Raw genomic sequence first — 14,026 nt, forward strand, 5'->3', positions numbered from 1 at the left:
TCAGCTACATTTTTAATTATATCATCCCCGGAGGGGAATTGCAAGCAAGCCGCCGGCAAGGGGCGGTGCGGGGTGTGGTTCTCTCCCGAAGACTGCGGCGAGCTACAATCCAATTGAGGATATAAATGCGAGAATCGAACTATGTTTTTAGTGACTGGAGCAACCGGCAGTTTGGGACGCAGAATCGTGCGGGTACTGCGAGAACGGGAAGCCCCCGTGCGGGCGTTTGTCCGCTTGAGTTCGCGCTATAGCGAATTAGAAAACCGAGGGGCAGAGATTTTTATCGGCGACTTAAAGCGCGATCGCGATATTGAAAAAGCCTGCCAAGGAGTAAAATACATCATCAGCGCCCACGGGTCAAACGAAGCCAGTGGCGGCGCGCAGGACATCGACTATCGGGCGAACATCAATTTAATCGATTATGGCTTCCAAGCGGGGGTGGAACAGTTTATTTTTACCTCCGTATTAGGATGCGATCGCGGCTATGAAGATTCCCCGGTATTTAAAGCCAAACGGGAAGTGGAAAAATACCTGATTTCCAGTGGAGTAACCTACACCATCTTGCGGCCCTCGGGATTTGATTCCAACCTATTATCCCTGGCGGAACGGTTCAAGCAAACGGGCATTTATTTGAGTGTGGGAGACTTAAAAAATCGGACTTCTCCCGTGAGTACCGATGACCTCGCCAAAATTGCCGCCGATTCGGCGATCGTGGAGAATGCGAAAAACCAAATTTTCTGCGTCGGCGGTCCGCAGGTGCTCTCGCGAGAAGAGATTCCGCAGATTTTTTCCCGCATTTTTAACCGCGATCCGATAATTATCAATCCCCCGTTGATGGTGTTTGATGGGTTGCGCGGTGCATTTGGAGTGGTCAATCCCGGATTGCAAAAATCCCTCGGAACCCTGCGGGTATTGTTAGCCAACGAATTTTTCTGCACCCCAGAAGAAATCGAAACCCTCGAGTCCACGTTCGATATCAAAATGGAATCGTTAGAAAGTTTCGTGCAGCGTTATTTAGGGGCGTAAAATTTCCCGGCATTGGGTTTTCTGCTGTCAGAGTATAATCTCCTAGGGTGGGTCATGCCCACCTTTACAATGTGCTAAATTGCTGCTAAAGGCGAGCGGCCATTAGCCCGCTAACGCCTGGGGAAAGCCGCAGAAAAACGCTCATTTTTGCGAAAGCTATGATAGATTAGAAAAAAAGGCTGGGGTAACACAGCCGAAAATGGTGGAAAAAAAGGGGGAAGGGTTCTTGCGAAACCAACACAAGTGGACAAAGCTCGCCGGGGAAATTGTGATATGGTTTGCCGTAGCCGCCACGTATATATTGACGGCTAAACTGGGATTGGTGCTGGCTTCGCTTCCGGGAAATGTGACGGCGGTATGGCCGCCATCGGGGTTCTCCTTAGCAGCGGTGTTGCTGCTCGGCGATCGCCTGTGGCCGGGAATTTTTCTCGGGTCGTTTCTCTCGGCCACCCTTGACCTGCGGTCGATGACGCCACCGATAGCACTTCCCGCAGCACTGGCGATCGCCCTGGTCATCAGCATCGGCAGCGCGCTTCATCCCTTGGTAGTGAGCGGATTAATCAAACGGTTCGTCCCCAGGCGATCGCTGCTCACTCAAGTGCGGGGTGTGAGTTTATTTCTCCTGTTTTTGGGCATCGGGCCGATGGTGAATGCCACCCTGGGCCTGACGGCATTATGTATGGGCGGAATCACCCCCTGGTCCGACTATGCCGTGGCCTGGTTAACCTGGTGGTGCAGCGGGATTCTCACGCCGTTACTGTTGGCCACACCGTTTCTGGCGTGGCAACACCGACAACTACACAAATTCAAAGCCTCGGCGGCCAAACTCCTGGAGGCGATCGCCTTTTCGGCACTGCTGCTGCTGTTAAGCTGGGTGTGCTTTATCCAGGGATATGCGATCGAATATGCTTTATTACCCATGCTGGTGTGGTCGGTGTTTCGGTTTGGCAAATTCACCACCACCCTGTTCGTGTTGCTGGTTTGCACGATCGCGATCGTGGCCACCGGTCAGGGATACGGACCGTTTATCAAACCTTCTACTCACGAATCCTTGGTTTTGCTCCAATCCTTTATGGGCGTCTGTGCGATTACGGCGCTGATTTTATCCGCCGCGATCGACGAACGCCAAGTCGCGGAAAGAAAGATGCACCGGGCGAACCTGCAACTCCAAGAAAGTAAAAGCCGCTTATTTCAAATTCTGGAAGCCATTCCCGTCGGGGTAGTAGTCCACGAACGCAGCGGGAACATCAGCTATCTGAATCCAACCGCACAGGAGTTACTCAACGCGCCAGCAGATTCGCAGAATGCGCCCGAACCCACCGCCGAAGCCTATAATATCTATCGCGCCGGCACCGATCGCCTCTATCCCAAGGCAGAACTGCCCTTCCTGCGCTCTCTGGGGGGCGATCGCGTCCGCACAGACGATCTCGAACTGCACCACGGCGATCGGCGCATTTCCCTGGATGTGGCCAGTACCCCGATTTTTGACGAAGGTCACGCCGTAGATGGGGCGATCGTTGCCTTTCAAGATATTACCGATCGCAAAAAAGCCCAGCAATTGCTCGCCGACTACAATCTCACCCTAGAAGAGCAAGTGGCAAAACGCACCGCCGAGTTAGAACAAACCCTCAGGGAACTGCAACGCACCCAAGCACAATTAATTCACACCGAAAAAATGTCCAGTTTGGGTCACATGGTTGGCGGCGTCGCCCACGAAATTAATAACCCGATTAGCTTTATCTATGGTAACATCACTCACGCTGGCGAATACATGCAAGATTTGCTCGAACTGATCTCCACCTATCAGCAAGAATACCCCGAACCCACTCCCACCATTCAAGATCTGACCGAAGAAATAGAACTGGAATTTATTATCGAGGATTTAGACCGCCTCTTCCATTCTATGAAAATTGGTGCCGATCGCATTCGCAAAATTGTCTTGAGCTTGCGGAATTTTTCCCGTCTCGATGAAGCGGCAATGAAAGCGGTGGATATTAACGAAGGCATCGATAGCACCTTAATGTTATTGCAATCGCGGCTGAACTCGAAGCCCAATGGTTCGGCAATTCACATCGAGAAAGCCTATGGAGAGTTACCCCAGGTCACTTGTTACGCCTCGGAAATCAATCAAGTATTTATCAATATTTTAAATAATGCCGTGGATGCGCTACAATCTCACCCGATGGATGGACAATCGCCGACCATTCGCATTAGCACTGAAGTGAACAATTGCGATCGCATCGTTATCCGCATTTCCGATAACGGGCCGGGAATTCCAGAATCCGTGCGCGGCAAAATATTCGACCCCTTTTTTACCACCAAACCCATCGGGTCCGGAACCGGATTGGGATTGTCTGTCAGCTATCAAATTGTGGTGGAAAAACACGGGGGCGAATTAACCTGTATTTCCTCCCCCGGCGTGGGCACGGAATTTACGATCTCCCTCCCGCGAGCGATCGCGGTCAAATAACAGGGGGTGCCCTCTCAGACACCCCCTCGGATTTCATATTTCGATTCTCCTGCCCTATGTCTCTGGTGGTTTTGCGGCATGGAATGCACCCAATAGACTACAATGTGGATAAACCTTTTGCTTTCCCAGTGTCCTAGTTTCCTCATGCTCGATCGCAGCGTTTCAGGGAACCATCAGAATATAGTTCAAAGGGAACCAGTTCCGTGTGCCCGTGGATATTGACTTTGGAATACACGATCTTGACAAACTGCCGAGGGTTGGGTTTATAATAATCGCGAGATAACATAGTTGGCGTCCTCCAAGACATTAGCTTTTTTCTATGCTTCTAGTATGGATCGCCAACTCCGGAATCGCCGCGATCGCGATCGCCACCCCCTGCGATCGTTTCCTGACATGCCGGCGATCGCGAGCGAGTGCGTCGGTGATTTCAGACAGAAAAATCGGTGACGGCGATCGCCCTTTTCCCCCGATGTGCCCGCGTTTCCCATCCCCCAACCGCAATTTAAAAGTCCTTGGCCCGGAAAAAACAAATTAACAATTAGCAATTGTCAAATTTCAGACATATCGAATTAACCTACCGGATTCTCCGGGGGTGCGGGATGGACTTTAAACGTGAGAACCGTTTCATCGATGCCCTTTAACTCCAGGGGACGACACTTTGCGATTTCATCATCCTCCAGATAATCTGCCACCGCCGCCGACACCAAAATCGAACCGGGGTCCGTAGCTTCTTGCAAGCGAGAGGCGATATTGACACTCGGACCGATCGCGGTATAATCAGAGCGTTCCGAGCTACCGAACATGCCCACCACAGCAGTGCCCTGATGGATGCCACAGCGGAACTGCACCGCCGGCAGGCCCTCGGCGTTCCAAGCTTCATTGAGGGCATCCAGTTCCCGGAACATTTGGCGGGCAGTCGCGATCGCGCGGCGCACTTGTTCGTTGGGCGTCAAATCTTCTGGCGCGCCAAAAATCGCCATAATGGCATCTCCCACAAACTTATCCACCGTACCCCCATTTTCAAACACCACCCGCGTCATGTGAGCCAAATACTGATTCAGCACCTCCGCCACCCGGCGAGAGCGCAAAGTATTCGCCAACTGAGTAAAGCCGACGATATCGCTAAACAGAATCGTAATCAAACGCGGTTCCGGGCGCAAATCCAACGTTAGCTCACCGGCGGCAGCCTTTTGTACCATAGAGGGAGGCAAAAACCGCTTGAGTACCGATTCAGTGAGATAGGCATTCAACTGAGCCACCCGGCGTTCCGTTTCCTTCAGCGCCAGCAAATTTCTCACTTGAGCCAGCAGTTCGCGATCGTTAAACGGTTTGGCTAGATAAGCATCCGCCCCTTTTTGCGTACCTTCGATGCGCGTATCTTCATTCACCTTCGCCGTCAGCAAAATAATCGGTATTCCCTTGAGAGTTTCCGACTCGCGAATCATCTGGATCATATCCAAACCCGAGACCAAAGGCATCATCAAATCCGCCACAATCAAATTCGGGCGATACTGACGTGTCATATCGAACCCTTCCGCGCCATTGCGCGCCAGCAAAACGCGATAGCCTTCCAAAGAGAGGATACCCGACACATAGGTTCGCAAATCCGGATTATCATCCACCACCAAAACTTTCGGTTGTCCCGGAGTATCCGCCGCCGCGCTGGGAATAGGCGAAAATTCGGCATTCTCACCTGAAGATTTGCCTCGGGTCATTGCCGGAGATTCCACCTCCACATCCGCCAATTCCACCGCCGCCCGAGAAGGCGAAACCCCCGTAGGCACCTCGATAATCCGATCCGGCGGTAAATGTGCGTTACCCACCGGAATCCAAACCGTAAACGTAGAGCCTTCCCCTTCCGCCGAGTCCACCGTAATGTTCCCGCCATGTAGTTCCACCAACTCCTTCGCCAGTGCCAACCCCAAACCACTGCCTTCATAAGAGCGGTTGGCGGATCCTTCCGCTTGACGGAAGCGTTCAAACAAATGGGGAATTTGATCCGTGCGAATGCCGATGCCGGTATCTTTAATTTGTAACAGACAATAATCTCCTGCCACCTCCAAACTGACGATAATATTACCGCCGCGCGGGGTGAATTTCATGGCATTAGAAAGTAGATTGTAGAGTACCTTATCGAATTTTTCTAAATCCAAATAAAGCTGAGGGCAAGATTGTAAATTGGTGGAGAGGGTCAAGCCTTTTTTCTGACAATAGGGGCGGAAAGTGTCCACAGTTTGGCGGACGAATGCCATTAAATCGCAGGGACGAAACATCGGTTGCATTCGACCGGCATCCAAGCGCTGCAAATCCAGCAATTGATTCACCAATCGCAACAAGCGGCGGGTATTGCGAAGGCCCATTTGAGCTTGTTCCAGGGATAATGCTTGATTGTGTTCCACGGCAGATTCCAGCGGACCCATCATCAGGGTGAGGGGGGTACGAAACTCGTGGGAAATATTTTGGAAAAATTCCGTTTTGATGCGATTGAGTTCCAGGAGGCGTTCCGCTTGTTGGCGAGTTTTTTGATAGAGACGAGACTGCTGCACCGCGATCGCCGCTTGCGCCGCCACCGCCTCCGCCAGTTCGATATCCGAAGGTTGCCAATGACGCGGCGCGGTGGTTTGTCGCAGAGAAATGCTGCCAATAATGTGACCGTCAGAAATCAGAGGAACCACCAGCAGCGCTCTCGCCGGCGATCGCAACGGTAAATCCAGGACATTAAACCCCGGTTGTTCTTCCAGATCGTCGATCGCCACTACAGCTTGAGTATGGAGGAGTTGCTGCAGCACCGGATTGCCCGCGATCGGCACCACCGATCGCGGCAATTGGGAAGGCAATTGGCTCATTGCCCCCTGCAATTCTTCTGAAGCGCAGAATATATCCTCCATCCCCCCCTCAGCGCTTTCGTCACTGGTTCTCACCGCCGAAGGCGCTTGTTGCACTTCCTCTTCCAGGGCCGCATCGTACAATCCCACACACTGGACGAACTCATCATCCTCCGTCCACAACGACAGGGCACAACCATCCACTTGCAACCCTTTGCCCAGTTGATAGGTAATCGCCGAAAAAATATCTTGCGGATTGAGACTCGAGCGAATTGCCGTAGTAATCGTATTCACCAGCGCTTCCCGCTTCGCCAGCGCCTGCACTTGCTCGTAAGCCCGGGCCTGAGACAGGGACAACGCCGCCTGATCCGCCACCATAAACACCAACTGCACCTCATCGTCTTTCCACACTCGGCGTTCCCCACATTGGTGCAGCGCCAGTACCGCCATCAAGTCCAAGCGAAACATTAGAGGTACCATCAGGGTGGAGCGAATATCCGTCGCCTTCAACGCCTGCCGACGTTCCCACAATTGCGGCGTTGTCCCTTGCAGGCGATCGTCGTTTTCCACATCGTGAATCACCTCAATATCCTGGGTTTCCCACACCGTCTGCGATAACCGCTGAGAATTCACCTCGATAGAGAGGGAATCCACCGATCTAGAGTCGCGGGTGTTTTCCCGGGCATCGCGGAGGATGCTCCCATTGGACTTGCCGCGATCGCCCTCTCGCCGTTGATAGACAAACCATTCTTCACTCAACTGCCCATGTTTGAAAGGGCGCAGAATGCAGTAACTCGCCTCGAACATCTGACCCAGGGTTTCCACGATGGTTTGCAGAATCTGCGCTTCCGTGGTGCGAGAGCGAATCGTGTTGGTAATCGCATTCAGCAGGGATTCTTGGCGCAGGGTGCGGCATAGTTCCCGGGTGCGCGCTTTCAAGACATTGTGGGTATCCAGCGCTTGCGCCACCAGCGCCTTGAGTTCCTCCGCATTCCAGGGTTTGGTGACGTATTTGAACACCTTCCCGGCGTTAATCGCATCTACCAAGTCATCCACATCCGTGTAGGCGGTCAGGATGATGCGGATCGCATCTGGGTATTGCGTGGCGGTGACGCTGAGAAACTCGGTCCCGCTCATCTGCGGCATCCGCTGATCGGAAATAATCACCGCAATGTCTCCCTCTTTGGCGAGGATTTTCAGTGCCTTGGGTGCGTTTTCTGCCGTGAGCACGTGATAGTCTCGATAGAAGGTGCGGTAAAGCAAGTCGAGGTTATCCGGTTCGTCATCGACGACCAGAATTTTCGGCTTACTGTGGTTTTCGATACTCATGCACCGCGCTCCTGCTTTGAGGGGAGAATGACGTGAACAAGGGTTGGGGTGAATGGGCATCCCGGGAAGATTGCCACTGTGAAAGCATCTCGCCCCAGGGGTGGGTTTTGCTGGGTGCCCCTTCTTTTGGTGCCAGGGAGGGGGGGTGGGCGATCGCCAACCCGGGGTCGCTCCCAATAGTGATGATGCCCCCTTTTCTGCGATGATGCAACTCACCCCCGATCGATTCTAAAATTCTGCCCAGAGATTGGCGACAGTTGCGTGATTTGCCCCCCTTCTTTCGCTGCTACGGCGGATCCCATGCCTCCTCCCATGACTGTTGTGGTGTTTCCCCCCGGTTTGCCCTGTGAATCATCGAAAAAAATCCCTCTAGATTCGCGATCGCCCCTGCAACCGCCATCGAATTGCCTGGTGGGCAAACACTCTTTTTAAAATAACCTTTCGCGATGGATATTAGTGGGAGTTAGAGAACGGTTTGGGTAATTTTATAATCTCGATGCAGGTGCATTCTGCACAATGCAACTTCAGAGAATCTGTCCCAATCAGGCACTTTCAGCGCGAGCAAGGGGAACTTTCACCGGTAATTCGATAATGAACTCGCATCCGCCGTCGGGGGGCGTCTCAAACCACAGTCGTCCCTGATGTTTTTCCACCACGATTTTATAAGCAATGGATAAGCCCAAACCCGTGCCCATGCCCACCGGTTTGGTGGTGAAAAACGGGTCGAAAATTTTGTTTTGACAAGTGCGATCGATGCCACAACCGCGATCGCGAATCCGAATCTGAACCCACTCGTCGCCGGGAGTCGTGCGGGCAAATAACGGGCGCACTCGGCTCGATTTGCACAGCGTTTGGGTGGTGACGATAATTTGGCGCGGGTTGCAATTCCTCCTCGCACCACAATTCCCAGAGGATTCCCCCGCGATCGCTGCCGTTTGTTGCAAGCGTTCTGCTTGTCGAATCGCATCGATCGCATTGCCAAACAGATTCATAAACACTTGATTGAGTTGTCCCGGATAACAAGGCAATCGCGGAATTTTTCCATACCGTTTTACCACTTCAATATCCGGCAGTCGATGAGCCAGTAAAATCGCGGTGCTATCGAGTCCTTCATGGATATTTGCTTCCTTGAGTTCCGCTTCATCCAGTCTGGAAAAGTTGCGAAGGGTCAGGACAATTTCTCGCACTCGTTCTGCACCGCATTGCATGGAATTGAGGATTTTGGTTAAATCACTATGGATAAAATCAAAATCAATTTGAGATTCAAATTCGGCAATATCTGGCGGAAGTTCGGAATAATGGGTATGATATTTTTCGACTAATTCTAGCAAATCTTGCAGGTAGTTGGTCACATGGGGAACATTGCCGTAAATAAAATTAATCGGATTGTTGATTTCATGGGCCACTCCGGCGACTAATTGACCGAGACTGGACATTTTTTCGCTTTGTACCAGTTGCGCTTGGGTAGAGTGCAACGAGGCAATTAACTGGTTTTTTTCCTCCAGGGATTTTTTCAGTTGTTCGGCTTGAGCTTGGGCGTTGAGGGCTTGTTGTTGCGTGCGGTTGTACAACTGCGCCTGAGTCATAGCGATCGCCAGTTGCAAAGCAACCGCTTCCACAGCGGCAAGTTCGTCTTTGTTCCACTGGTAGGATTGCGGTTCGATCGCCAATAGATGACCCAATAACGTATCTCGCTCCCAGATCGGGGCACTGAGCAAACTGCCGATTTGCATTTGCTGAAACATCGCCCGTTCCGATTCGCTAAATTCAGCGGATTGAGTATTGGCGATCGCGCTAACTTCTTGCCCGAGGAGTCGTTGCACCAAGGCAGAATCGCACTCCCCCAAATTGATTTCCATGCCAATTTGCAGGGGGTCTTCACTGTGCAGAGGGCAGCGATTGTCGCGACAAGCCCGGTGGGCAATCCGCAACTTGGTGGTACTCAGGGGCGTGGGAACCGAAAACACGATGAAATCCGCCTGGGTGAGTTGTAGCAGTTGTGCCAAAGCGGTGTTAATCGTGGTTTCGAGATCCAAAGAGCTGCGAATGCGAGCGGCGATCTGATAGAGGACTTGCTCCCGTTCCGCTCGCGCTGTAGCGCGGTTGTAGCGACGTGTATTCGCCAACGCGATCGCCCCTTGTTGCGCCACCATTTCGCCCAATTTCATTTCCTGGGTATTCCACAGGCGACAGGATTGATTCTGACTCACATACACTGTCCCCAAGGGGCGATCGCCATCAAAAATCGGCACCATCAAGGTAGAATGCAATCCGGCGCACAGCAGCAGCAGACGTTCCACTTCCGGCATGCGCGCGGTTTCCACATCTTCCGCCACCCACGCCCTGCGCTGGCTGACTAAGGCATCCCATTCCGTTCCCGCCCCCAATTTTAAGCTCAGTCCCAAGGGGACTTCCTCGGCGGCGGAACTCATCGGATCCCTATCCCTAGCCGAATGAGATGCCACCACAGTAAGCGTCTGCGCCACTTGGTCGTACATTATCAACCCGGCACAGTCGGCATCTAACGCAGCGCACATTTGCTGCACGATCGCCTGATAGACTTGCTTCTCATCCAAAGAGTGATGAATCTCTGCGGCGATCTGGTTCAACCTTTCTAAGGAGGCGCGCTTGCCCCGGGGGAATTCTATTCCGCTGCCCGGACCGTGGCGGGGGGGCTGAGCTTGCGCCCCGGGATCCTCCCCGGCGTTTTCACCCCTGTCCCCCGCAGATGTTGCCCCTATCGGCGGGCGATCGCGCTCCCCCTGTCGTTTTTCATTGCACAAACCACGCAATTTGTCAACCGTAGTCGAATCGATCTGACCGAGAAACGCCAAACACTCCAGCCAGCCAGCAGTCCAAGCGCTTTGTTCCGCTTCGGAACCGAACTGGCTGAGTTGAGTCTGTCGCTGTAGTAGTTCCGCGATCGCGTGGCGATATCGGTGCCGGATCGTGGAAACCACGTCTTGAGAGTTAAAGGGAAAAATATCTGCACTCATAGGCATTTTGCGGCATACTAATATGGGTAATGATTATTTAGTTTTCCTTAAAGTTTGTTTTCTTTAGATTGACTTAATCTTTTGCCTGCCTCATCTGGCTATGTTATAACCTTGCTAGGGGTAGGATTAGAGACCCGATGGCGTTTGTTTTTTCACGAGATTTCAATGTGAACTGCTCTTCCAAAACATCCCCCACCCAGGGCTACGATCGCCCCATCAAACCGATAGGCTCGCCGGTGCGGTTTGTCATCCGACCCGCCCATGCTAAGGATCTGCCCAGATTGGCCGAGATATTGGCCGATAGCTTTCATCCCCGGGACGGACTGATGACATTCGTTCATCCAGTATTGCGCTTGGGAATCTATGAAGATCTGCGAAACCGAATGCGGAACAGATCTCCACACTACATTTGCTTAGTGGCACAAATGCCGAGTGCCACCACCCCCTCGCCGTCGAATGATTATCCCGCAGGGGATCCGCAGGCGATCGCACCTTCCTCCTCAGACCCCCTCATCGGTACAGTGGAAATGAGCCTGCGCTCCATTCATCCCTGGCAAGTCGGATGCACCCAATTCCCGTACTTGTCCAATTTAGCCGTGGCCAATAGCGATCGCCGTCAAGGTGGTGCCACCCAGTTACTCTCGGCCTGCGAGCAAATTGCCCTAGAGTGGGGGTTTCGCGAAATTTATCTCCATGTCTTGGAAAATAACCCTCCCGCACAGCGGCTTTATTATAAAGCAGGGTACCGCGTGCGCTCCATTGAGTCAAGTTTTGCCAGTTGGGTCTTCCGACAACCCCGACGGATGCTCCTGCACAAACACCTCCAGCCCCCTTCTCCCCCTTAAGGCGCTCCCTCCCCCCAGACTTCATCACCGCCCTAGAGGCAATACTCACCACTCGGCAGTTTTGTCAACCCCCTCCCCTTATCCCCTGAAGCGCGGTTGGCGGTCCGAAAAACCCCGTCCATAACCGACTGAAGCGCGGGGCTAAACTTCTGTCACACTTGATATCCCCTGCCGCATTTCCCCATCCATTGCCCGGGAATCTCTCAAATGGAGGAGCAAAACCATCCGATGATGTTGTAACCTTAAATTGCATATTACAAGAGCTAGAAGAGGTACAGGTGGAAAGGCACGAGTCCGTAACTGCCTGGTGAAAGACGATCGCAAAACCTGACCGTCGCTTTTCCCCCTTTGGCGGTAGAAAAATTAAAACGCTTCTAGGAGGCAGAAATTCCCCGCCTGCAAAGACGCGAGCGATCTGGCCGCATTTCAGATAGAATATCCCGCCATCAACCCTTTTGCGTTCCCCGCTTTACCCTTTCTTTAACAAAACTGCCCCCTTCTTTAACATTACTTATTCAAAATCCTTTTAATTAAAAGACAAAATTGCGTCATCCTAGAAATAGGGGAAAAACTCCGTTCTCCATATCTCTTCCTGGCTCACCGGAGATCCCCAATAACCCTTTGTAGCTGCTTGGATATTCCGGTTTTACCCCAGGAGTTGACTGACATGTGTATGGATCGCCAGCCACCCTACAATTCAACCACTGAGGCACTTGCCTTTCCAGAAAACCATTCGATGGCAAAGCCTCAGTCGAGGTCTCATCGAGGCAAAGATGAGGACTCACATCCCTCGCGTGCGTTGGTTAAATATTTCAATCCCTCGGAAATCCTAACTCAACTCAACAGCGGACAGCTTCTCGTGGTAGATAGTCGGCGTCGCAACGGTTTGATTATCTACAAACACTTTCATGCTGAATTTGCAGGTCCGGGTGCAGCCGTAGGCGGTATTTTCGATATTGATTCCCAAAAAACGATTCCCGTGGGGGACAGCATCTTGCTTTATCCCGACACCTACGAACAACGACAAAAAGCCTTTGGGATTCGTCGCCAATGGATTCGCTTAGTAGAACAAATAACCGCGACCCCGGTGCCCCTACAGCGCACCCAAATGCTGCTGACCCAGTTTGAAAAATATTTTGATGCAGAAACGGTTGCTAGAGTGCCGGATGAGGCGATCGCCCGCTTAGTAGGGGTACTACCACAAACCGTGCGGATAGTGCGCCACTCGATAGCAAATCCTGGCATCGGCGTCTTGGTGTAAGGGCGAGTCAGTTGTCCGCTGGGAACTGACAACTGACAGACTCCGGGGAAATTTAAGCCAAAGAAGCGATCGCCCCTTTCAATCGCTGCACCGTGCGTTTATTTTCCTCTGGCGTGCCCACACTAACGCGCAAACCGCCACCGGTATGGCGAATTAAAGTCCCCTCCGCTTTCATGTGCCCCACAATCCGCGCCAGCGCCCCATTCATCAACTCGGGAGGCGTGTTTTTCAGGCGCAAATAAATAAAATTGGCCGCACTGGGCCACAGTTGCAATTCCGGGAGTTGGCCGATCGCCGCAAATAAATCATCGCGCGAGGCAAGAATTTGCGGGATAATCGCCAGTAGCTCTTGCCGATGGCTCATCGCCAAGGTTGCCGCCGCTTGAGAAAATGCCGGCAGGTTGTAGGGGAGGCGGATTTTTTCCAGGGCGGCAATCAATTCCGGATGGGCGATCGCGTATCCTACCCGCAATGCCGCTAAGCGAAACGCTTTGGAAAAGGTTCGCAAGATAACCCAATTGGGATGCTGCGGCAACAAATCCACCACGCTGGTTTGGCTGAATTCAAAATATGCCTCGTCGATCGCCACCAAGATATCCGGGGGTAACGAGCGGATCCAGTCCAGTTCCGCCTCAGTCAGCGGGTTCGCCGTAGGAGAGTTGGGGTGAACCACAAACACCACTCGCACTGGGGGATTTTGAGTGGCGGCGATCGCCTCGGTGGCGGCGGCAATATCAATTTCAAAGTTAGCCTCCTGGCGTCCTACCTCCACCACCGGAATCCCTAGGGTATGGGCGAGAATGGCATACATGGAAAAGGTGGGATTCGCCACCAGAATCGAGCCTTCTCCCTTCAAACAGGTGGCAATTAACAGCGATCGAATCAATTCGTCCGAACCATTACCCAGGGAAATGTGGGCGGCGCTGAATGCCTGACCCTCCAAATTGGCTCCCTCGCAAACATATTCGGCGATCGCTTGTTTTAACTGGGCCTGACTCCCGTCGGGATAGCGATTGGTCTCGATCTGCTGCTGGTAGATCCATGCCAGTTTTTCTTTCAGAACCGCAGGCAAATCATAGGGACTTTCGTTGGTATCCACGCGATCGCGATCGCGGGGCACCACCGGGGTCTCATCCGTGGCACTTCCCGGATGGGGGGTGTAGGCACTCAGTTGGGCTAAATCTGAGCGGATAAAACTGAGCATAAGAGTCTTGAAACCTTTCAATGCAGTTAGGGTGCAAGCACCTTTCTCATCAGTATCCGTCTCACTGTCC

9 protein-coding genes are annotated in these 14,026 nt (G+C 52.6%); 4 read left to right on the top strand and 5 right to left on the bottom strand.

Annotation, left to right across the window (positions count from 1 at the left end):
• The first annotated feature begins 141 nt into the window (after positions 1–141).
• A complete protein-coding gene (locus tag AC0QH1_RS10615) occupies positions 142–1,026 on the top strand; it encodes an SDR family oxidoreductase (RefSeq protein WP_324631059.1) in 885 nt (294 codons plus the stop codon).
• A gap of 199 nt (positions 1,027–1,225) precedes the next feature.
• A complete protein-coding gene (locus AC0QH1_RS10620; protein ID WP_324631060.1) occupies positions 1,226–3,496 on the top strand; it encodes an MASE1 domain-containing protein in 2,271 nt (756 codons plus the stop codon).
• A 142-nt stretch (positions 3,497–3,638) separates the two neighbouring features.
• On the opposite strand, the gene AC0QH1_RS10625 is transcribed toward AC0QH1_RS10620, so the two are convergent.
• The 4 genes from AC0QH1_RS10625 to AC0QH1_RS10640 all read right to left on the bottom strand — a co-directional run bounded on the left by AC0QH1_RS10625 (position 3,639) and on the right by AC0QH1_RS10640 (position 10,646).
• Positions 3,639–3,782 carry a hypothetical protein gene (locus AC0QH1_RS10625; protein WP_324631061.1) on the bottom strand — a complete coding sequence of 48 codons (144 nt, stop codon included), beginning with the start codon at positions 3,780–3,782 and terminating at the stop codon, positions 3,639–3,641.
• A gap of 20 nt (positions 3,783–3,802) precedes the next feature.
• On the bottom strand, positions 3,803–3,997 hold the full coding sequence (locus AC0QH1_RS10630; protein ID WP_324631062.1) for a hypothetical protein: 195 nt from the start codon (positions 3,995–3,997) through the stop codon (positions 3,803–3,805).
• A gap of 68 nt (positions 3,998–4,065) precedes the next feature.
• The gene (locus tag AC0QH1_RS10635) at positions 4,066–7,650 is read right to left on the bottom strand and encodes a response regulator (protein WP_324631064.1); all 3,585 of its coding nucleotides are present in this window, start codon (positions 7,648–7,650) and stop codon (positions 4,066–4,068) included.
• A 542-nt stretch (positions 7,651–8,192) separates the two neighbouring features.
• The gene (locus AC0QH1_RS10640; protein ID WP_324631065.1) at positions 8,193–10,646 is read right to left on the bottom strand and encodes a GAF domain-containing protein; all 2,454 of its coding nucleotides are present in this window, start codon (positions 10,644–10,646) and stop codon (positions 8,193–8,195) included.
• Between the two features lie 167 nt (positions 10,647–10,813).
• Between AC0QH1_RS10640 and AC0QH1_RS10645 the strand changes: the two genes are divergently transcribed.
• The gene (locus AC0QH1_RS10645; RefSeq protein ID WP_324631066.1) at positions 10,814–11,491 is read left to right on the top strand and encodes a GNAT family N-acetyltransferase; all 678 of its coding nucleotides are present in this window, start codon (positions 10,814–10,816) and stop codon (positions 11,489–11,491) included.
• 799 nt (positions 11,492–12,290) lie between these two features.
• A complete protein-coding gene (locus AC0QH1_RS10650; RefSeq protein WP_324631067.1) occupies positions 12,291–12,752 on the top strand; it encodes a hypothetical protein in 462 nt (153 codons plus the stop codon).
• Between the two features lie 52 nt (positions 12,753–12,804).
• Here the strand turns inward: AC0QH1_RS10650 and AC0QH1_RS10655 are convergent, their stop codons facing one another.
• Positions 12,805–13,956, bottom strand: a complete 1,152-nt coding sequence (locus tag AC0QH1_RS10655; protein WP_324631068.1) for a histidinol-phosphate transaminase — start codon at positions 13,954–13,956, stop codon at positions 12,805–12,807.
• Between the last annotated feature and the right edge of the window lie 70 nt (positions 13,957–14,026).

Source organism: Phormidium sp. CCY1219, from assembly GCF_055795085.1.

Coding starts and splice junctions, on each gene's coding strand:
- AC0QH1_RS10625 (WP_324631061.1), bottom strand. CDS start 3,782: ATGTTATCTCGCGATTATTATAAACCCAACCCTCGGCAGTTTGTCAAG.
- AC0QH1_RS10620 (WP_324631060.1), top strand. CDS start 1,226: ATGGTGGAAAAAAAGGGGGAAGGGTTCTTGCGAAACCAACACAAGTGG.
- AC0QH1_RS10635 (WP_324631064.1), bottom strand. CDS start 7,650: ATGAGTATCGAAAACCACAGTAAGCCGAAAATTCTGGTCGTCGATGAC.
- AC0QH1_RS10655 (WP_324631068.1), bottom strand. CDS start 13,956: ATGCTCAGTTTTATCCGCTCAGATTTAGCCCAACTGAGTGCCTACACC.
- AC0QH1_RS10640 (WP_324631065.1), bottom strand. CDS start 10,646: ATGAGTGCAGATATTTTTCCCTTTAACTCTCAAGACGTGGTTTCCACG.
- AC0QH1_RS10615 (WP_324631059.1), top strand. CDS start 142: ATGTTTTTAGTGACTGGAGCAACCGGCAGTTTGGGACGCAGAATCGTG.